Here is a 21,121-nt window from a genome sequence, read left to right as displayed (position 1 = left end):
ACCACGATCAGCAGCTTATGCTCCATCGTAACAGCACGATGTTGTGGACTTGTTGCGATTGTGCACGGCTCTCGTGAAATTGCTCATAAGTCCAATCGTTGGCCGTTGTCTACTAGAACAACTTTCTCTCCATTTTGTTGAGAATACGTTTAGAGCCGCTTGCTATAATGGAAGAGAAACTTTCCGACAAGAATCGACAGGAGGAAAATCGCCCTCATGAAAACACATTCAGTCACAAGGAAAGCGATGCACTTGCTGCTAGCCTTAATAATCGCGCTCCCCGTGCTTATCGCGGGTCAGGTTCAAGCCGAAGCTGCGGGGACGCAATGGCGGGACATCACCGACAATGCCCCAAGCGGCGCAACGAGTATCGCCCTGGAAGACGATTATTACATAGCAGGCGTCGATAAGATTAGAACGACGAATCCGGCCTTCGGCCTGCCCGAGGAAACGTCGACGACGCTTACCGTCGATTCGAGCGATAACGATACGGACCACACGATAGAATTGACCTTCGAAGACGATGAGGAGTGGCGTTCGGCCATTATGGATGTCGCCCTGCCGCCTTCCGTTTGGTACGATATTACGGGAAATCTCGCCCTGATCGCGCCGATGTTGTCGGTGGATCAGGCCGTGTATGCAGCGCAGATCGGAACGCCCGCCGTGTACTTCCGGAACCCTGCCGATACGGAATGGCAATCCGCCGCCCTGTCCTCCGGGAATTTCGGAACGATGTTCTCCTTCATCGCCAGAAGCGGCAAGTGGTACGCGGCGGATGCCACATCAACCGGCATGATGTCTCCGATGACGATCAATGTGCGCATTAGCTCCGATCAGGGCGCGACATGGGACACGTATTCCTTGCCCTCGGGCTATACGGTATCCGGCGCACTTAATCCGATAGTCGTCAGCTCCACAGGGGCCGTGTACCTGAACGACGGGAAGTCGATTTATAAGCTGGACGAGAACCGCGCCTGGTCCCCGATTCCGGTGCTTCCCGATGCGGGCGGGTTCAGCTTTGCCTATACAGGTGTGGCCGTGAATGCTTCGAACGAGCTGTACGCCAATATTCGTAAATATAGTCCGCTGCAGCCGCTAAACCACTCGGCCAAGCTGTACAAATATAACGAAAGCACCTCGCAATGGGTGGAAATCGCCGATAGTCCCAGCGCGTTCATGCAGCTTTATACCGATTCCGATAGCGGTATGCACGCCGCTACGGGGCAAGTGATGAACGGCGAGACGCCGAACGCGTATGTCTACCGCGTTGACAATCAAGGCTTCACCGCAGAGGCGACGTTGGACGGCTTGGCACAGGCGCGTTACGGCATTGCTTATGGCAACGGCTATTACTATATTTTGGATGCCGACGGGAAGACGATTCGCACGACCCATCCGAATTTCTCAACGGGGCAGACGCCTCCGGTCCTGTCCCCGGATTTAACGGATAACGACGACGTTCATCCGCTTGAATTAACGTTTGCTGATAACTCCGATTGGCGCTCGAAGATCACGAACGTCACGATCAAGAAGGACAACGCGACGATTTCTGCAACTTATGAATTTGCCCCCGGCGTGCTGAGGTTCCCGCAAGCCTTGTCCGCGGGGACGTATCTGATCGAGATTGAGGCCGACGGATACAAGAAAGCAATCGTACAGCAGCAGGTACGGATTACCGCTCCGGTACTCGTTGCGGACACGACGAACAACGATACGGCCAACGAGATTACCGTTACGTTTGCGGACAATGCGGCATGGCGCAGCGCCGTAACCGGCGTTGCCATTAACGGCAGCACGGCCGATCCGGGGACGTACGCGCTGTCCGAAGGCAAGCTGGCTTTCCCGGCCGGTACGCTCCCAGTCGGCAATGCGGAGATTGTGATCCAAGCGGCCGGCTATCCCGACGCTTCCGTCACGCAAATCGTCACGCTTCCGAATAATCGGCCCTCGGGCTCTTCCTCGTCGTCCAGCTCGGGAGGCCAAGGTCAAGAGATTTGGAAGGCCGACGTGTTCGGGGGCTCGCGTGAAGGAACCGTCGTATCTCAGGTCGAAATCGTACGTACGACGGATAATCAAGGCCGCAAAAGCGACAAAGTCGGTTTCACGTCCGATCTGGCCGCTAAAGCGGTGGAAGCGCTGAAGTCCGCAGGCGCGTCGCAGGCGGTCATCGTGATTCCCGATGCCAAAGACGAGGTAGCCGAGCTTCAGATATCTCTTCCGCGGGAGGCGCTGAATCATTTGACCGCCTCCGGAATCGGTTTAAGAATAGAGACGCGTGGGGTATCTATCCAAATCCCGGCTGCATCGCTGAAAGCGTCCAAGGGCGACCTCTATTTCCGCGTCGTTCCGGTCAAAGATACGGCCGAGCAGCAGAAAGCAGCGGAACGCGCCAAATTGAACGGTTCCTCGGCAGCCTCGCCGAATGCGGTCATCGTGGGGCGTCCGATGTCGATCGAGACCAACCTGCAATCGCATCCGGTTGAGCTTGCGCTGCCGATAAACAACTTCCCTACCGGTCAGATCGACCGCCTGCGGATTTACATCGAACACGGCGACGGAACGACCGAATGGCTTAAGGGGGAGTTGGCCGAGGGGCTCTCGGGCGGCAGCGCCATTCGTTTCAAGGTAACGAAGTTCAGTACGTTCGTGGTCTTGGACACGGGCTCTGTCGAATCCACGGAGCTTCCGCAATCGTACATCTTCGGATATAAAGACGGCAGCTTCCGTCCCGAACAACAGGTGACGCGCGGTCAATTCGCCGCCATTCTGTCCAGAATATACGGCAGCACGACCGCAAGTTCGTCTAATCCAACTGCTTTGTACAAAGACGAAGCGCAATTTCCGTCTTGGGCGGTCGCCGACATCCGCCGGGTATCGGCGCTTGGCTTGATGCAAGGCTATAACGACGGCACGTTCCGAGCCAACCATGCCGTCACGCGCGCCGAAGCTGCTACGATGATCGCCAGATTGGCCAAGCTGGACCTCTCCGGCGAAGCAGCCGGCTTTACGGATACGCGCGGACACTGGGGTTCCGCATCCATTGCCGCTTCCGCTCAGGCAAAGCTAGTGAGCGGCTATAAGGACGGCAGCTTTGCTCCCGATCGGGAGCTGAGCCGGGCAGAGGCGGTCGTTCTGATCAATCGTCTGCTCGAACGTTCCGCGCAGAGCGATCAGACGCCGCGATGGTCGGATGTGCCTCGGACGCATTGGGCGTTCGGCGATATTCAAGCGGCCAGCTCAACCATCGCGCCATAAAACCAAGCAGCCTCGATCCCCGGCTATGTCCCGGATCGAGGCTGCACGGCTGCCATCGTATCGCACCATGCCGCAACAGCTGTCGCACAACGACAAGCCTGTTGCGGCTTCCTGTCGCGGCTTCCTTGACAACGATTCGAGCAGAACCTATAATTCTTCTATCGGTTAGTTGCTTTCCGATACAAACGTACTCATTTGAACGCAGAGCTGTTCTCTGCGCATGTCACATACATACACAATTTATTGGGAGGCGAACGTTCCGGATGAAGAAAGCCAGCTCCGCCAACCCGTCGCTGATTCGCGATATTAACCGTACCAGCGTGCTCGATGTCATGCGGAGGACGGGGCCAATCTCGCAAGCGGATATTGCAAAAATATTGGCGCTCCAACCCTCGACGATTATGCGGATCATGACCGAGTTATTGGAAGAACGACTGATCGTATCTGTCGGTCAGGGCCAGACAACTTCCAAAGGAGGCCGAAAGGCAACTTTATTGGAACTGAACAAGGACGGCGCATACGCCATCGGCGTCGATCTGAATGCCGACGAAGTCATTGCCGTGCTTCTCGACCTGAGCGGCGTTATTGTTGCCGAGGTTCGGACAGACTGTCCCTCGGAGTCTGGACCAAATCCTGTCATGGATACGGTTAAACAATCGATCCAAGCGCTCCTTGCCCAACTTGTCGTGTCCGCCGATAGAATTATAGGTATCGGAGTGTCCGTTCCGGGAAAAGTAGACAGCGTTACAGGTACGTCCGTCATAGCGATTAATTTTCGGGATTGGTTTAATGTGCCGATCGGCGAGCAGTTGGAGCAAGCTTTTCAATTGCCGGTATATGTCGAGCATGATATGCGTGCCATGGCGTTCGGAGAAATGTGGTTTGGCAACGAATACGATCATATGCTGTGCCTTGGCTTTCGAAGCGGCATCGGTCTCGGACTTGTTCTTAACGGGGAGCTGTATCGGGGGGCCCATCAGCTTGCGGGAGATGTTGGCCATGTGGTTGTCGACCCTGACGGTCCCCTTTGCAGCTGCGGCAGACAAGGTTGCCTGGAAGCCGTCGCAAGCGAAAAAGCCATCCATAACAACGTTCGCCGCTACGTCCAACAGCATTCGCTGTCATCGGCCGGCAACATTAAGATGACGATGGAAGAGCTGAATATTCGCTTCATTTATGAGACGTTTCGCCAAGGGCATCCCGATATCACCGCAATGATCAAGGAAGCCGCGAATTATATCGGAAGGACTCTTTGCGATCTGGTTCGAGTATACGATCCCCAAGCGATCGTAATCGGTGGAAACGTCCTGGCTTCCAGCAGCGAGTTTCTGGACCTTGTATGTTCCGCGTACCAGTCCATGCAGCCGAATTATGCCGACGATATTCCAAGTATCCAGCCGGCACGGTTCGGAGACCAAAGTATTGCCATAGGCTCGGCTTCCCTGATGCTGTCCCGGCTGTTCAAGCCAAACGGAGCGTAATTGAGCGCGATGGAACGCCGCAGATCATCTTTTTCCTCAACTGCAGGATTACAGGTTTCCTGCCGTCGCGACCGGCTGTAGGCGTTAATGCTGCCGATCGAATGCCACTCGTTCGTCCTCGGACCGTCGAAATAAAGCCGGCATTCCTCCAGCTCTTCCAGGCGTTCGACCCTCCCGCTCAAATAGCCGGCCAGCCGTTCGATCGCCGTATCCAATCTCGCCAGCGCGCCGCCGTAACGGATGTCGAGCACTTCCCAGCCGAACGGCTTGCACGTGCCCATCCACAAGTCGCGATGCGTCGCGCGAAGCGCGGTAGACGCGTGTGCAAATCCGGAATCACTTCGTCCGCCAACTTCCGCAGTTCCATCGTAATCTGCTCCCTCATCTTTAATGAAGTTAACTTTTGACGACGCTGTCGGCCAGTATTCAGGAGTAGCGAATGCGCGATCGGTAGCGAGCGAGCAACGCTTCGTTATGCCGGTCGCCGCCATCCCGATTCGCGCTGACAAGCACCGGCGGCTCAATGCCCCGAGCTACGAGCTTGTCGATCACCGATACGATAAGAGCCTGAATGAGCAATATGCCACCGATTGTTGACGAAGGACCGGTTTTTCGCCCGGAGCCGTCGTATTCGAGCAACGCGTCTCCCGGCTCTCCGCCGTTATCAAGTACGATATCGGCGATTTCGTAAAGCTTCTTCGCGCTCGGCGAGCGTGAAGCGGTCGTCGTCGAATGGCGCATCGAAGTGATGGCGACGACATGGAGACCTTTCTTCTTGCAGGCCTCGGCGACCTCGACCGGCACCGCGTTGATACCGGAATTAGACACGACAACGATCGTTTCGCCCGGCTTCAGATCGTAGCCGGTCAGCAGAACTTCCGCGTACCCCGGCAGCCGCTCGAGCAATGTCGCTCGGCCGACGTTCAGCTCCATCAACGAATCTTCGAGCATGGCGTTGACGCAAGCCAGACCGCCTGCGCGATTGAACGCGTCTTCAGCAATCATGTGGGAATGGCCGCTGCCGAAGACATGAAGCACGCCGCCGCCAGCGATCGAATCGGCAACGCGTTCGGCAGCCTCTTCAATCCGATCGCGCTGTGTCGTTCGAATGCTTGCAATAAGCTCGACCATTCGGTCAAAATAACGTTCCATTAAAGTCATGGGTATCCTCCCGCAATAGATTTAAATGAGTTTCTCTTCCGCGAAGACGGTCGCAGCCGCGCCCATGACGCCGGCCAGCGTCGGGAACTTCGCCTGGACAAGCTCGACGGGGCTGGCCGCATATCGATAACGCGCCGCGAGCTCGTCGCGAGCGGGATCGAGCAGCAGGCTTCCCGCCTGGCTGACGCCACCTCCAATTACGACCGTCGTCCCACCGAACAGTTGCAAGCAGTTTACGAGACCGATTGCCAGCTTCTGCCCTGCGTCGCGAAATAATTCGGCGGCTTGGAGGTCTCCCGATGCGGCTGCCTGTGCGGCCAATTGAAGGAGGTCCGAGTCCGGACCATCGCTTGGGCTTTGGGTATCTCCGTTCAGTCGCATGCGCATGGCGGGAGCCGAAACGTACTTTTCCAGACAGCCTTTGTTACCGCACGTGCAGGAGAGGCCGTCGAATGCGATGCTCATATGGCCCAAATTCAAGGAGGATACAATGCCGGCGCGATACGGCTCGCCATTCACGAACAAGCTGGCTCCAATCCCCGTTCCTATGCACACATATAGAAAATTCGACAAACCTTGGGCCGCACCGTAGTGCTTCTCGCCAAGCGCTCCCGCGAGCGCATCGTATTCCAGGTAAACGGGAATACCTTCGGGCGGTTTCACGAAGCTGTCGAGCGCGACATTCTCCCATTTCAAATTCACCGCTTGCAAAATCTTGCGATTGCCAGTATCCAATAGGCCTGGGCACGACACGCCAATTCCGGCGATGCGGCCGCCATGCGGCAACCGTTGGATAAAGCGATCAACGTGAACGGACAAAGCGCGGATGTCGGCTCGCCCGTCCGGGTTCTTCTGCAGAGGAACGGATTCGTGCGCAAGAACCTCTCCGTTAGGCCGGACCGCTCCAAGCTTCAAGTTCGTTCCGCCAATATCTACGCCAATGGCAAGCTCACGCCCAACATTCATAATCGATACGGCTCCATCCTGTTTATCTTAGTTTCTTTCGGAAAGCAACTAATTAAAATTTAATGGACATCGATGTACTTGTCAATTCATTTTTTTGATCTGGCAACGCAAATAGAGCCGCCCGCAGGCGGCCCCGAATAGTATCTTCTGTGCGCTTTTTCTTTGTATTACGCCATTTTCTCTAGCATCGCTCTTAGTGACTCCGAATTGGGATCAAGCCTTATTCCAAGTCTCAATACTTTGGCCGCACTTTCGCTGTCGCCTTGATCGAAAAGGTTCTGGATAATAGAGTTGAAACTAAAGTCGGATTCTGCGGGTAGAAATCCACAGGATGGCCTATCCGTGACGGAATCATACTCCTTGACAGCCGCTTCCAATCCTTATGCTCATATTCTTTCATTTTGGCCCTCCTTGAGATCAGGTATATGGATACGGATGTTCATGCCAGAACAAGCGGTAAGGACTGCAGGGTGTTGGGTATGTCGTGCTCAAAATTCGCCACAGCGCATAGCCTATATAAAGCATAGTTTCACAATATCACAGATTTAGCAGTACATTTAGCGAGAAAATATTTATAATCAGACTTCCCTTTCCTGATTCAAGCAATCTGAGTTGTATATGGACTTCTCCCTCGTCTCTCCGGCATTCAAGGTTTTCCACAAGGATGAATCGCTGTCCCTCTGTTCTAAAGAAAAAGCCGAGCGAAAATCAGGAGTGATACCTGAAAATCGGTCGACTTAGAATATTATTTAGTATAAGTATTTCCGGGCAAAACCTGATTCCGATGGATCTTGGGGAGTTATCCTTTCTATTCTAACACCTATGGATTTCCCGCTGAAGGGTATGGAACCGGCATTAAAGGATAAACGTTCTGCCTCATCGGAAGGTTATCCCTGCGTCGCCATTCTTCGACCTTGGTTAATTGCCGCTTAGTTCTCGTAATGACCGTCGTCCAGTTCACGCTGTTCGTGGATACTTGGATCTACTGATACTGAAATGCATCCACGAGGACGTAATAGCCAATAGATGATGGATTCTTATCCGACCGTACGACCAATTTAATGGTGTGCGAGCCAGGGGATAATCCTGTTTTGGAATACAATACCTGCTGCAATTGTTCGCTCGAGGCATATAAATCAATTGCCGATGCAGCCAGAACCCCATCCATATACACATCCGCTTTCCCTTCGTTGATTCCTTTAGGACCCATCCAGCTTATACTTGTCCCTGTGAAAGTAAACTCTGCATAATCATTTGCCGTATTGGACACATGGTAATCACTATTATAATACCCGGCATAAGTACTGTTGGACCAACTGCCGGAATACACGATACCCGAATCGGTGTCGTTTACGACTGTGCTGGAAGCTTCTCCTTCCGAACTCCAGCTTGTTCCGTTCACCTCCATATTGTATATCATGGCTTTATTAACATCCGAATCAAGTACGGTTTCCCTAAAGTAGCGGTAACTACCGGAAACATCGACTGACAGCTCCGAGCTTACCAGCTTTACACTGTCGATACTGAATGTACCGCTTGTCGCACTATTGACAGGGTCTATACGAATCCGTTTGAGCGTACCGGAAGCATAGGGCGCATAGTTTAGGTCGAGTTCATAGTCGGTATAGCCTGCATCGTTTGCAACCAGATAAATCGGTATGCTCTTCGTTTCATTAAAAGTGGGATCGGCATTTGTTGTGTAATATAAAGTCCCCATCGTTTCCGAAGTGCCATTTTTCATCCGAATGACAATGTGCTTATCCCCCACACCGCTGAGCAGCACATTCAGATTGTCCGGCGAGTAGACTTGCGGATCGGCTCCTGTTATTGTGCCTCCTATATATCCTCCGCTCTGCCAACCAAAGCCGCTCATATTGGAGCCAGAGCCAGTCCAGCCTTCAGCGTTGCTGACAAAATGATGTTTTAAGTTGTTCGTATCCAATAAAGCGGTCCAGTTTGCACCGTCGTTCGAAGCTTCAATTTTGCTCTTCCACGCATCTTTTAAATAGAAGCCGCTTTTAACCGATGATACTTGGTAAGAGCTTCCCATATCATAGGTCAGTGTCTGCGGAAAACTGCCCGTAGATGCGCTCCAGTAGCTTGTGTTGCGATGGTCAAGCGCTTTTTCGGGGCCATGACTCGCATCTATAGACGAGCTTGCGGAAGCTGTCGCAATTTCACTGATATTTTGAGAATAGCCCATGCTTATACCCTCAATGGAGAACGAACCGCTTCCTGCATCCCATGCCGGAAATATCATCAACTGAGACAGTAATCCGGCATACGCCGGTGCTTTAAAGTAATAATCCGTATACCCCGTATCATTCGGTGTAATTGTAAAATACATAGATTGACCGTAATACCATTCCGCATCGTCAGCTTGCCTGAATATGACAAGTGCGCGACTGGAAGACGTGCTATTTTTCAATCTGACTTTGAAAGTCGGCGATCTGGAAATATCGATGTTCAACTGACTTGGCGATAGAATATAACTGCCGTTATTAATGGCGATGTCCCCGCCCATCGTTCCCCCTATCCGCCATCCAAAATTGGAAATCCCCGTAGCTGAAGAAGCCGTCCAACCCTCCGTATCCGTCGAAAAAGCCCATTTTTTCAAAACCAAAGGCACGGTCTGTAATCGGATATAATCCACACTGAAGGTACCGCTGTTCGTTGCATCGTCAACAGGGTCCAGCCTGAGCTGTTCGATTGTGCCTGACCAACTCGAAAGCGACGACAAATCTACGGTGTATTCTGTATAGGCTTCATCATTTGGTATTATAGTGAAGGACTTGCTCTTTGCGTCATTCCACTCAGAGTCGGCAGTTGTAGTAAACAAGAACTTAGCTTTTGTCCCTGCTGTACCGTTTTTCATCCTGATTCTGAGCGTCTTATAGCTTGATGCCGTCAGATTCAGATCCTCGGCAGAGTAGAACTGCGAATCATCGGTATTCACTGTCGCGCCTACAAAACCTCCGCTCTGCCATCCAAAGCCGGTTGTATTCACCGCATTCCCCCAACCTTCGGCATCGTTCGTAAAGTCCCAGCCACTCTTCGCTAAGGTGGAAGGCAAACCCGGATTGGCGGTGTTATACGCCTTGATTTCATAGATTGCAGGCTTTGTGCCTGTTTGCATAGAATTTACGGTAAGCTTGATCAGATGGGTATTCACAGCCGTAAAAGTATCCGCCTGAATATCTGCCATGGATGACCCCGTCTTTGCGTTGCTCCAGGACTGTGTAGATTCATTCCAATAGGATAGAGTGTAGCTGCCTATTCTGGAGTTGGCGGTGTTCTGTAACGTTTCGATTTTGTCTATCGTTATCGGCCTGCCAAAGTCCAGCCATATGCTTCCCGTACCCGTTCCTTGCCAGTAGGAGCTGTTATCGTTATCGTTTACCTGTCCTGGATTTACGGGATAAAATTTGACAGCATCAAAATTGTCCGCATAAGCACTTGCCTTTAAAGCCAGATTCTCTCCAGGTGCGGGAGTCGGGATTGCAGCGTCTCCAACCCGATATTCCATTGCATCATTGTACAGAGATCCGCTTTCGAATTTCCATTGTATTCGCATCGTATGATATCCATCCGACAGACCGTATTTCTCAAAGACGACAGCCTGTTTTTGAACCTCTGCGCTGCTTAAATCTACGATGCCCTGAGACAAACCGTCAATGAATATTTCCGCACGGGTGGCATCCGGCGTTTTCGTTGTGATCCACCTCACACCGTTGCCGAAGAAGCCTACCGAACGCGTGCTGGTGCCGAATTTGAATTCCGATTGATCGGTAAAATAATTGGTTGTCGTCGTTTGCGATCCCCCCGAAAAGCCGGCATCAGATTCGGTCCACCAGTTTTCATTTGGAAACGTGTTAAATTTATCCCATACCGGCAAATGATCTTCCATTTTATAAAACCCGCTTGGGACTGGAGCGGGAGCAGGTAATGTTGCCAATTGCGTCGTCTGATCGATACGTCCGGCATATGTCTCCGTACTGTATAAGTAGTTAAATCTTGCATCCGGCGCAGCATCGCCGTATTTGTAGAAATCCATTAAATTGTCATCGTTCTGCCAGTTGTCAACCCATTTAAACTCTATGTTAAGAGGATCCGCAAGATTGCCGAGTGAACTTCTGGGTATTTTAAGCATGATTTGATTGCCTGAAATGCTATAGCTGATATCGGTTGCAACGGTTGTCCAGTTCCAGCCGTCCGTACTTCTTTCAAGGGTACATTCTGTGCTTGAACCTGGAGTGGTACGGTTAATCGCATAATCATAGCCCTTCCAACCGTTTGTACCGTCTCCGTCTACATTCAGATACAGGGTCATCCAATGAGCATCCGTATACGGCGTTATATCATTAACTGTTTTTACATAGAAATATACGTTGTCTGCATCCCTTGCGATCTTGGTTATATCGAAGTCGTTTCTTCCGGTAGTATCCCTGTATACTTGATTGTCCACGCCTGGGTAATCCCTCGCCATCGTGTCGCCTGTGAAATCCTTGAAAGCAGGGTTAACGTCCGTCCATTGGCTAAAATCCGCGTTTATGGCGATGGTCTTGGCCTCACTCGGTTCGGCAGGCGCTTCCGCACCCTTGTATCTTCTTATATTCTGAGCCAGTTGCATATAATAGTTATCGTTAAATCCGCCATCCATCGGCTCCAAATCTTTGCTGTATCTGTCATCAAATTGATCATAAATAATGTATTTATCCGTTTGCGTCGTCTTCTGCCAATTTCCCGCTATCCATTCATTCCAAGTCATTACCGTGACTAATAAAGGGTCCTGCGCTATTGCATAGTCAAACTGTTCTTGATTAAAATATCCGTAATCTTGAGAACCCGTTGAAAGATCATCTGCTCCATTATGATAAGCTCTACTCTTACTTAATGGCATTTGATTATAAATATAGGGTATGGATAACGAGAAAATATTATTTTTCCCAAAACTCTGTGCCGTATTTACCGACATATTCTCCTTTTCGCCCAAGTCATTGTAGCTGATATGTTGCGGAAGCGCATAATCCGCTCCGATCTCAAATCCATTGGTATAATATTCACCCGGCCATTGAACTATCCTAAGCGTAAAAAAGTCTTTTACGGTAGTACTTGCATGTTGGTCTCCAACAATCAGCGGCTTCCCTTTCCAGTAAAACCATGTAGTCGGATGATAGTACGGGGCATCGGGAGCATAGAAGGATTCGTAGATCTCATCCATTAAACTTACTGAATTCGTATGCGTAATTAGTGCAATCTTGGGTACTTTGGCACCTGTTCTCTGCAAATCTTCTATAGTACTCATGAGTAAATTGACTTGCGGCTGAAACACTTGATTATTCGTCAAATCTATGGCTAAAAAATCAACCCCTGCCAGAGCCAACATTTGTAGATGCTTTCGTAAAACCCATATGTCGCTGGATGAATAATATCCGAACAAAGGTTTATTCCAATAAATAAAATCGCCGTTTGGTCTCGGCATTAAAGGGTTATTATATTCTCCCGAAGCATTCGGCTGAAAAATGTTCGGATTATTATTCAGTATCCTTTGCATATTAAAAACATTATTGTATTCGTCAATCTGTTCTTCACCATGCCATAACGTATAAAACATACCTACAACCCTGTTTTCTCTTGGTTGTACGATCCCTGCATCGCCTATTTGCGGAAGCTTACGCCCAAGATCGTCGGTTCCTGCCAACGAACCCCATGATACCCTGTCTTTTGCCGCTATTTTTATATAGTCTATGCTGAACGAACCTGTGCTTGTCGTACCGTCGTCTACAGGGTCAATCCTCAATTGCTTGATTGTGCCGGTCCATCCGGCAAGGCTTGAAAAATCTATTGTATACTCTGTATAGCCGGTATCATTCGGAAGCGTAGTAAAAGACAGATTATTGGATCCCCAATCGGGATCGGCTACTGTCGTGAAGAATACTCTTGCGATATTGCTGCTTGAGCTGTTTTTCATTCTGATTTTTAAGACAGGCTTCGAACTTGCGCTTAAGCCCAGATTGTCGGGAGAATAAAATTGCGGGTCGGGTCCCGAGATCGTGCCGTCTAAGTAACCGCCCGGTTGCCAGCCAAAGTCGGTAATATTACCTGCGTCTCCCCAGCTTTCCGCATCATTGGCGAAATCCCATCCATCGCCCGTTCTTATATAATCTATACTAAAAGAGCCTGTGCTTGTTGTTTCATCGTCTACGGGGTCAATCCTGAGCTGCTTGATCCACCCCTTCCAGCCTGATACGTCCGATAAGTCAATGGTATATTCTCTGTAGCCGGTATCATTGGCAACCAGAGTAAATGCCTTGTTGTTCGATCCCCAACTGGTATTGTCGCTTGTAGTGAAGAATATTCTGGCCGATGTTGCGGACGTGCTGTTTTTCATTCTGATTCGGATCAGACTGTTTGTCGATGCATCCAAGCCGAGATGATCAGCCGAGTAAAACTGAGCGTCGGATCCTGAGATCGTCCCCCCGATATACCCGCCTGTCTGCCACCCGAAATCGGATATATTTCCCGCGCTCCCCCACCCCTGAGTATGATCGGTAAATTCCCATCCCTGACCCGCAGCATACGCTTTAACAGGATGAAATAGCCCCCCGGGAATAACAAATAAACTTCCCAACACAACACAAACCCCGATTACAAACGAAACGATCCGGTCTTCCTTTCCGATTTTTAACATAAAATACACCTCCGTTAGTTGAATAAATTTCTGCAAACGCTTCCAAATTTGCTTGTCTTTGAACCGCGCCCCCCACTGAATTTACTCTCGTAATCGTAAATAATGCGGGAGGCACGGCGACATTCACGACTTGCCGAATACGTTCCGGATGGCCTCCAAATAACCGAAGCCGTAATGGGTATCCGGCTCCAAATAACTGCCCTCCGTCCATTCGTTCCATGCGTTGATCGTCACAATGTTCAACCCTTCGCGGCATTTCTTCTCGGCAAGCAACATTCCTCTCATTCCCGCGGATCGCAGCCGCTTATTCCTTGACGCTGCCGAGCACAATGCCGGCCATAAAATATTTTTGCAGAAACGGATATAGCAGCAGCATCGGCACCGAAGCCATAAAAATTTGCGCCGCTTTGACCGTCCGGTCGGAAATTTCCGACAAAAATTTCACCTGCGCCGGATCGATCGTGGAAAACGCGGAAGTCGGGTTTACGACGACGGTCTGCAAATAGCTCTGCAGCGGATAATGATTGGGCGAGTTCATCAGAATGAGGCCGTCGAACCACGAGTTCCAATGGCCGACAATCGTGAACAGGGCAATCGTGGCCAATGCGGGCTTGGACAGCGGCACGAAAATGCGCCACATCGTCGTCCAATGGTTCGCTCCGTCGATAAAAGCCGCCTCTTCCAGAGCTTTGGGCAAGCCGCGAAAAAAGTTCAGCAGCAGAATGCAGTTAAATACCGGTACGGCCCCCGGGAGAATGAGCGCCCAAATGGAATCGAGCAAGCCCGTCTCCTTGATCGTCATGTACCACGGGATAAGACCGCCGTTCAGCAAAATCGTCGTTACGAAAATCCAGGCGTAAAGCGTACGGCTTTTAAACTCGGACGTTCCCTTGGACAGTGGATATGCGATAAGAACGGTCAGCAGCAAGTTCACCGCAGCCCCCAGCGCCACCCGTTCCACCGAAATGAAGAACGCTTCGAAAAACTGTCGCCGAATGAACACGAACCGGTAGGAGTCGAACGTGAAGTCGACCGGCCAGAAGCCTACCACCCCGGCAGCCGCCGCCGACTTGTTGCTGAGCGACATCGCCCATGTGTTAATGACGGGAAAAATGCACAGTAACGCGAACCCGAGCAGAAATGCATAATTGAAGGCGTTAAACGTATAGCGGCCAAGCGATTTATCTCCGGGCATCCTCTTGCCCCCTCTGTTCTAGAAAATTCGATAGTTGACAAGCCGGTAGGCCAGGAAATAGGAAATGCCGATAAACAGGCAGGACACGAGCGACTTGAAAAGCCCGACCGCCGTCGCCACCCCGTATTGCGTGTCGATCATCCCAATTCGGTAAACCATCGTATCGATAATGTCGCCCGTTGAATAGACCTGAGGGCTGTACAGATTAAAAATTTGGTCAAAACCCGCGTTCAGCACATTGCCCAAGCTAAGCGTCGCCACCAGCACGATGATCGGCATCATCGCCGGAAGCGTGACGTGGCGCGTCTGCTTCCACCGGTTTGCCCCGTCGATGATGGACGCCTCGTACAATGTCGGGTCCACGCTAGTAATCGCGGCCAAAAACACGATCGTATGAAAACCGCTCTCTTTCCACAAATCCGATACGACGATCGTAAAGCGGAACCAGGCCGGGTCGCCGAGGAAAAAGACTGGTTTCATCCCAACCGACTGGATCAGCTTGTTGACGATGCCTTCCGACGGAGAAAGAATGTCGATCAGAATGCCGCTAAGCAGCACCCAGGAGAAAAAGTAAGGTACATAAATCAATGTCTGTACGCCGCGCTTAACGAACTTAATTCGCACTTCGTTCAGCAGCAGCGCCAGCAAAATCGGAAACACGAGGCTGAGCACGATTTTGAACAAGGCGATCACGACCGTATTGATCAATACCTGCGCGGTATCGGGCATATCCCAGACGTACTTGAAATTGTCCAATCCGACGAACGGGGAATGAAAAATGCCCTTGCTCGGCACATAATTTTCGAAAGCAATCCACAACCCTGTCATCGGACCGTAGCTGTAAACGAGAATAAGCGCGAGGCCGGGAAGCAGCATCAGGTGCAGCGGCAGCGTCCTATTTATTCTGCGAAACATGGGTTAACCTTCTTCCTGTCGGACGAACGGGGAAGTCGCGCCTCCCCGTTCGCCGTTATGCGATTTCAGTTCAGTGTTGCGCCGCAAGCCAGTCGTTTACTTCCTGCGTAATCGCGTCTCCGCCGAGCTTCTTCCAATCGCTGACGAACTGGTCGAACATATCGAGCGAGCCGCCCATAATGATTTTTGTAAATCGTTCCAGTTGCAGCTTCTCGAGCGTCGCTTTTTTCTGAACCATCGTCGGCGTATCCGACCCGTAGAACTGGTTGCTTGTCGTCAGGTTGTTGTCCAAATAGTATTGGAGGATGCTCAGCCCGGAATTATCCGGAGCAGCCCACAGCGCATTCGCGTAAGAGGCCGGATTCTTGGTGGCCATAAAGTCGGCCACCAGCTTGTAGTTCCCCGCCGCGCTGTCGTTCTTCATCGCGCTCTGGTCATTGTTCTCCATGATCGCTTTTACGCCGCGGTAAATATTGATGTTCTGGTTCGGATCGGCCACAATGACGGCTGCAAGCGGCCATCTGGAATAGCCGTCGGGATTGTTGCCGTCCTTGTCGATGGGCTGATGGAATTGCGTGTCGTACCCGCCCGTCTCGAATCCGTATTCCTTGTCGACATAATAATTCGCCAGCTTAATCAGCGCTTCAGGATGCGGAGAACCTTTCTTAAACACGAAGTAGGCTTGGTCGATTTGTTCCTTGTTGATGCCGAGTCCAACCGAAGGCACCGCCGGATTCGCGTCCGCCGATACGATCGGATAAGGCCGCCAATCGGCTGTCGGATCTTGTTTGTAAGCGTCCGGGAATGGATAGAAAGCGTTCCAATGCGCGCCAAACTCCATGCCGATTTTGCCGGAGACGACCGACTCATTCACTTTCGTGTTGTCTTTGACGCCGAACTCCGGGTCGATCTGTCCGGCTTTGAACATCTCCTGCAGCTTGCCTAGAGCCGTCTTCATGTTAGGCTGCGTGGCGCCGTACACCAGCTTGCCGGATTCGTCTTTAATCCAGGTGTTGTACGCGTGATATCCCTCGAAGAAGCCGGTCAAATCGTAGAGTCCCGTTCCGTACAAATCCTTCGTAAGGCCGAGTCCGAACGTATCCTTTTTTCCGTTGCCGTCAGGGTCCTTGTTCGTGAATGCGTCGGCAATCGACAGCACGTCGGCCATCGTCTTCGGCTCGGGCAAGCCGAGCTTATCCAGCCAATCTTTGCGCACCCAGATTAACGCGGCGACGTCGATACTCGCCGCCGGATCGGGCAGCGCCAGCAGCTTGCCGTCGAACGTGGCCGTCTTGAGCGCCAGTCCGCCGTTGTCGTTCATGAACTTTTTCAGCTGCGGAGACCCGTACTTCTCGAGCAGACCGCTTAAATCTTCAGCCAGTCCCGCGTCTACAAGCTGCTTCAACTGCTTGGCGCCGACGGGAATAATATCCGGAAGATCGCCGGACGCGATAGAGACGTTCAGCTTCTGCTCGCCCGCTCCTCCCGGCTGGTTGCCCACGACGCTCCATTTGACTTTCATGTCGATCCCTAGATCTTTCAAGTACCCGTCGATCCAGATGTTTTTGTCCGCTGTTTCGCCGGGAGCGAACTTGCTGCAATCGCACAAAATTTTGACCGTAGACAGCGTAATCGGCGGATCGTATTTGCCGAACGGGTCGGCCTCTTCTCCCGCCGTTGGGCTTTCCGCGACTGACGATGCCGACGGAGCCACGCTTTCCGAAGCCGAAGGCGACGGGTCCGCCGCCTCTTTTTTGGAGCATGCCGCCGCCAACACTGTCATCGCGATGAGCAGCAGCATGATCGCCCTTTTCCTAATCTTTCCGTCCATTCTGAAGTCCTCCCCCTCATTCATCAGCAGGCCTGCCTTGCTATTTCATTATAAAATCGCATTTTAGGAGGATAAATGGTACGCTTTCTACTTCGACCGTCTTCTATCTACTATTTTGGCGCCGAAGATACGAAACGTCATCTTAGGAGCGATTCGCGAAACTCTTGCGGGGTCATTTTCATTGTTTTTTTGAACATCTTGATAAAATAACCGGGCTCCAGCCCCACTTGTTCGGCGATCTGCTGAACCAGCAGCGAAGTACCTCGCAGCAGCTCCAGCGCTTTCTCGATTCGACGATCCGAGATGTAATCAGCCAAACCGAGTCCCTGCGTCTGCTTATACAGCCTGGACAGATAGGCCGGATTCAAATAGACGACCTCAGACAGCTTGTTCAGGGACAGATCCGAATGAAGATGCTCCGATATATAGCGATGCAGTTTGTCGACCACCGCATCCGAACGGCCCCTTTGATCCTCGCGCATGCTTTGGGACATCAGCCCCGCCAACGCGGCAAAGTGCTCTGCGGCGGCCCTCCAGGTCGCATGCTCGCTAATATGAGCCAGCTTGTCCAGCATTCGCTTGTCCGGCAGCGCGCCAGTAATACCGCGCTTGTTCCATTGCTGCAGCAGCAACGCGGCGATACTAAGATAGGTCTCCAAGTAGTGAGGGTAACGGACAACCGATCCGGACGCGTTCTCCAGCATCTCCGCGCTTAGAACGGCAAATTCCGCGGCGTTGCCCGACTCCAAATAAGACTCCAGCAGACGCATGTTTTTTCCGTAAATTCTAGTATCCGGCTGACTCGGCTCCGCTTCCGCTCCCGGATGGAACGCCGCCTCCGACAAAATGACTTCCTGTCCGAGACCGAGTCCGCTTCCCATCTCCTGGCGCAAGACGCCAAAGTCATACGCGACCGAATTCCATAGGGTCGTCGTGCCAAGCGTTGCCAACGAAATCGGAAGCTTCAACAACTGCTTGCACGTCGCTTGAATCGAATCCAGCATGCCGCTTGCCATCGCGATCGCGGAACGCCAGGCCTCCGCATTCGGTTCTGCCCCATCCCGAACCGCCTTAGGCTGCATCAGCCAAATGAAATGCGTGTGGCTGTATGCCAGATAAAATAAGTGCATCTCGTGCAGGTGCTCCTGCGCGATGTTCTGAATCGAATACAGCAGCAGCGTTTTGTCGGAGCCGCTCATGTCTTCCGGCCATTCGTCTACTCTCCCGAGCGTCAAATTGACGGGATGGCGAATCGACAGCGGAAAGTCCAACTCCAGAAAGCGCGATTGGAGCGTTTCGCTGAATGCCCTTTCCCCATATAGCAAATCGAGCACAAATTCTTTTTGCAGCATCGGCCTCGCTTGTTCCGTCATTCGCTTCGCCTGCTCGATATGCCGTCGATCGGTCGACTCGTGAATGAGCTGTTCGACGGCTTTGTCCAGCGATTCCAATATTTTCTCGTCGCCTTCCGTTTTCAGTACGAAGTCGACGACGCCATGTCTGAGCGCGGATTGCACATAAGAGAAGTCGTTGAATCCGGTCAGGAAGACCACTTTGCATTTGCGCCAGCGTTCCTGCATCTTTTTTTGCAAATCCAATCCGTTCATCCCGGGCATATGGATATCGAGGAAAGCGATATCGATCTTGTGCTTCTCCAGCAATTTCAATGCTTGCGCCGAAGAGTATGCGCGGTGTACATCTAGCTCCAGATGCCCGACTTCCAGAAACAAGTGATATAGACCATTCACAATGATCGGCTCATTGTCCACGATAAGAATCCGATACATGGTCGTCCCCCCTCGGAATTTGAATCGATACCTTTAACCCTCCAAGCTCGCCGACGGACAGCGACAAGCCGTACTTTTCCCCGTATCGGTACTTCAGCCGGCGATGAACGTTGATCATACCGGTAGTTTCCTCCATAGGATCCGGCGAATCTAGCAGTCTATTCAGTTCCTGCGCTCGCGCCTCGTCCATAGCTTCGCCGTTGTCTTCGACCGAAATCATCAGCCCGTCGGGCTCCTCGTCGAACCGAACGGCCAGCCGGCCTTCGTCTTCTTTTTCTTCGAGCGCGTACTTATACGCATTCTCGATAATCGGCTGCAGAACGATCCGCGGTACTTGAATCGCCTGATAGTCGACCGGAAGTTCGTCAAAAACGGCTTTGATTTGGTGCGCGAAGCGGATAGACTGGATTTCTACATAGTTGAGCGCATGCTGCACTTCTTCCCGCAGACTGACTTCAGTCCGCGTGTTGCGGGTGACGAATTCGAAATAATCGCCCAAATATTTCGAGAAGCGGATAAGCACCTCGTCGCCCGTCTTTTTCGAGAGCCGGTACAGAATGAACAGGCTGTTGTAAAAGAAGTGCGGGTTGATTTGCGACTGAAGCTGTTTGATCTCGGCATGCTGTGCCCGGTATTTCTGCTCGTACACTTCGACGATCATTTCCCGCAGCCGTCTGACCATATTGTTGAATTGGGCGAACAGATAGTGAAATTCATCATGACGGTTGTAAACCGCCGAGATATTCATATCGCCGCGCTCCACGCGGCGAAATGCCCGGACGAGCTGATTCATCGGCTTGTGGATGACCCGGTAAAGAAAAAACGATACGAGCGCTATGACGATAACCGCCAGGCCGATGAGCACCCACAGCCATTCGCGAAACCGGTGAACGGAGCCGAACACTTCTTCTTCCGGTTCGTACGTGACCAATGTCGTGCCGAGAGCTTGAGATACCGCAAAAGAGACCATATACGATTGGCCGTTCCAGTTCATCTGCCGAATGCCGTTCGTCTCGCCTTCTTTCTCCACGATGTCCCGGATCATCGGCTCCAGCACGTCGATGTTCGGCTTGTTGGCGATCGTCCACTGCCGCTTGTTATCGACCAGCAGAGTACCTCCGTGAGGGTTGATCGCAAATTGGTCGAACATGCTCGTCAATTTGTCGATCGAAATTTCGACGCCAAGCACGAATTCCGGCGATGTATTATTGACCATAATCGGAAAGGACAGGCTGATGAACAGTCGGCCGTTCCAGTAGACGAAAGGCGCTTCGAACAAGTTGGTCGGCGTGTTCAGTACATGAAATTCGTCCTCGGGAATGTCGCCGAATAAGTTAATAGAGGAGATCGTACGTTCGAGAGAGGGGATGTGCACGCTTACATTTTTAACGAATTGGCTTGTGCTTTGTAGGATCTCAAGCTCTTTCTGCACTTTCAGAATCGTCTCGCGTTTTTCGTTCGCGCTGAGAATTTCGCTTTGGTTGCTCAGCAAGTCTAGCTCGTTATGGCTGGAGAACGCTTTCATCCAGTTGATGATTCTACCGAAGTCGTCCGCCATTAGCTCGTTGTAGAAGCGAATTTTGGATTGCATCGACAGCGTAATTTCCCTGTTCACATTGTTGGAGCCAAATTCGTTGATTTTCAGGCTCAGCACGAAAAACGGCACAACGACGAACAGAAACGCCAACACGAGCTTGGAGTAAGTATTAATTCGCGCCAACATCCATTCCATAAGCCCACGGCTCCTTCTTTTACAATTGTGCCTACAACATTATCACGGTTATGGGAAAGGCTCAATGCATGAAAATGCTCCCCTTTAACGTTTACTGTCGCTGCCGG

12 protein-coding genes are annotated in these 21,121 nt (G+C 51.6%); 2 read left to right on the top strand and 10 right to left on the bottom strand.

Features of this window, described 5'->3' with window-relative positions; all coding sequences use genetic code 11:
• Positions 1-216: 216 nt before the first annotated feature.
• Both J4772_RS26050 and J4772_RS26045 read left to right on the top strand, forming a co-directional pair.
• On the top strand, positions 217-3,255 hold the full coding sequence (locus J4772_RS26050; protein WP_209072019.1) for a hemoblobin-interacting domain-containing protein: 3,039 nt from the start codon (positions 217-219) through the stop codon (positions 3,253-3,255).
• A gap of 263 nt (positions 3,256-3,518) precedes the next feature.
• Positions 3,519-4,736, top strand: coding sequence for an ROK family transcriptional regulator (locus J4772_RS26045; RefSeq protein WP_209072018.1), 1,218 nt, complete (start codon positions 3,519-3,521; stop codon positions 4,734-4,736).
• Here the strand turns inward: J4772_RS26045 and J4772_RS26040 are convergent.
• From J4772_RS26040 to J4772_RS25995, 10 genes are all read right to left on the bottom strand, one after another.
• A complete protein-coding gene (locus J4772_RS26040; protein WP_247740854.1) occupies positions 4,625-5,017 on the bottom strand; it encodes a hypothetical protein in 393 nt (130 codons plus the stop codon). The two genes, J4772_RS26045 and J4772_RS26040, sit on opposite strands and share 112 nt — an antisense overlap.
• A 145-nt stretch (positions 5,018-5,162) precedes the next feature.
• Positions 5,163-5,897 (bottom strand): sugar isomerase domain-containing protein, encoded by a 735-nt coding sequence (locus J4772_RS26035; RefSeq protein WP_209072016.1) that lies wholly within the window; start codon positions 5,895-5,897, stop codon positions 5,163-5,165.
• A 21-nt stretch (positions 5,898-5,918) separates the two neighbouring features.
• On the bottom strand, positions 5,919-6,863 hold the full coding sequence (locus J4772_RS26030; protein ID WP_209072015.1) for an ROK family protein: 945 nt from the start codon (positions 6,861-6,863) through the stop codon (positions 5,919-5,921).
• 982 nt (positions 6,864-7,845) lie between these two features.
• Positions 7,846-13,554, bottom strand: a complete 5,709-nt coding sequence (locus J4772_RS26025; protein WP_209072014.1) for a discoidin domain-containing protein — start codon at positions 13,552-13,554, stop codon at positions 7,846-7,848.
• Positions 13,555-13,677: 123 nt separating this feature from the next.
• Positions 13,678-13,827, bottom strand: coding sequence for a glycoside hydrolase family 99-like domain-containing protein (locus J4772_RS26020; protein WP_256442741.1), 150 nt, complete (start codon positions 13,825-13,827; stop codon positions 13,678-13,680).
• A gap of 31 nt (positions 13,828-13,858) precedes the next feature.
• Entirely contained in the window at positions 13,859-14,749 is an 891-nt protein-coding gene (locus tag J4772_RS26015; protein ID WP_209072012.1) for a carbohydrate ABC transporter permease, read from the bottom strand.
• Positions 14,750-14,767: 18 nt separating this feature from the next.
• Entirely contained in the window at positions 14,768-15,664 is an 897-nt protein-coding gene (locus J4772_RS26010; RefSeq protein WP_209072011.1) for an ABC transporter permease, read from the bottom strand.
• 70 nt (positions 15,665-15,734) lie between these two features.
• Positions 15,735-17,495, bottom strand: a complete 1,761-nt coding sequence (locus J4772_RS26005) for an extracellular solute-binding protein (RefSeq protein ID WP_209072010.1) — start codon at positions 17,493-17,495, stop codon at positions 15,735-15,737.
• Between the two features lie 137 nt (positions 17,496-17,632).
• The gene (locus tag J4772_RS26000; protein ID WP_209072009.1) at positions 17,633-19,282 is read right to left on the bottom strand and encodes a response regulator transcription factor; all 1,650 of its coding nucleotides are present in this window, start codon (positions 19,280-19,282) and stop codon (positions 17,633-17,635) included.
• Positions 19,254-21,014, bottom strand: coding sequence for a sensor histidine kinase (locus J4772_RS25995; RefSeq protein ID WP_209072008.1), 1,761 nt, complete (start codon positions 21,012-21,014; stop codon positions 19,254-19,256). The genes J4772_RS26000 and J4772_RS25995 overlap by 29 nt, the downstream gene beginning before the upstream one ends.
• Positions 21,015-21,121 lie beyond the last annotated feature (107 nt).

Origin of the sequence: Cohnella sp. LGH (assembly GCF_017671885.1) — a bacterium.
Classification (GTDB): domain Bacteria; phylum Bacillota; class Bacilli; order Paenibacillales; family Paenibacillaceae; genus Cohnella; species Cohnella phaseoli.
Note: the sequence above shows the minus strand (reverse complement) of the source record. Positions and strands in the feature narration are given on the sequence as shown.

Coding starts and splice junctions, on each gene's coding strand:
- J4772_RS26050 (WP_209072019.1), top strand. CDS start 217: ATGAAAACACATTCAGTCACAAGGAAAGCGATGCACTTGCTGCTAGCC.
- J4772_RS26045 (WP_209072018.1), top strand. CDS start 3,519: ATGAAGAAAGCCAGCTCCGCCAACCCGTCGCTGATTCGCGATATTAAC.
- J4772_RS26040 (WP_247740854.1), bottom strand. CDS start 5,017: ATGGGCACGTGCAAGCCGTTCGGCTGGGAAGTGCTCGACATCCGTTAC.
- J4772_RS26035 (WP_209072016.1), bottom strand. CDS start 5,897: ATGACTTTAATGGAACGTTATTTTGACCGAATGGTCGAGCTTATTGCA.
- J4772_RS26030 (WP_209072015.1), bottom strand. CDS start 6,863: ATGAATGTTGGGCGTGAGCTTGCCATTGGCGTAGATATTGGCGGAACG.
- J4772_RS26025 (WP_209072014.1), bottom strand. CDS start 13,554: ATGTTAAAAATCGGAAAGGAAGACCGGATCGTTTCGTTTGTAATCGGG.
- J4772_RS26015 (WP_209072012.1), bottom strand. CDS start 14,749: ATGCCCGGAGATAAATCGCTTGGCCGCTATACGTTTAACGCCTTCAAT.
- J4772_RS26010 (WP_209072011.1), bottom strand. CDS start 15,664: ATGTTTCGCAGAATAAATAGGACGCTGCCGCTGCACCTGATGCTGCTT.
- J4772_RS26005 (WP_209072010.1), bottom strand. CDS start 17,495: ATGGACGGAAAGATTAGGAAAAGGGCGATCATGCTGCTGCTCATCGCG.
- J4772_RS26000 (WP_209072009.1), bottom strand. CDS start 19,282: ATGTATCGGATTCTTATCGTGGACAATGAGCCGATCATTGTGAATGGT.
- J4772_RS25995 (WP_209072008.1), bottom strand. CDS start 21,014: ATGGAATGGATGTTGGCGCGAATTAATACTTACTCCAAGCTCGTGTTG.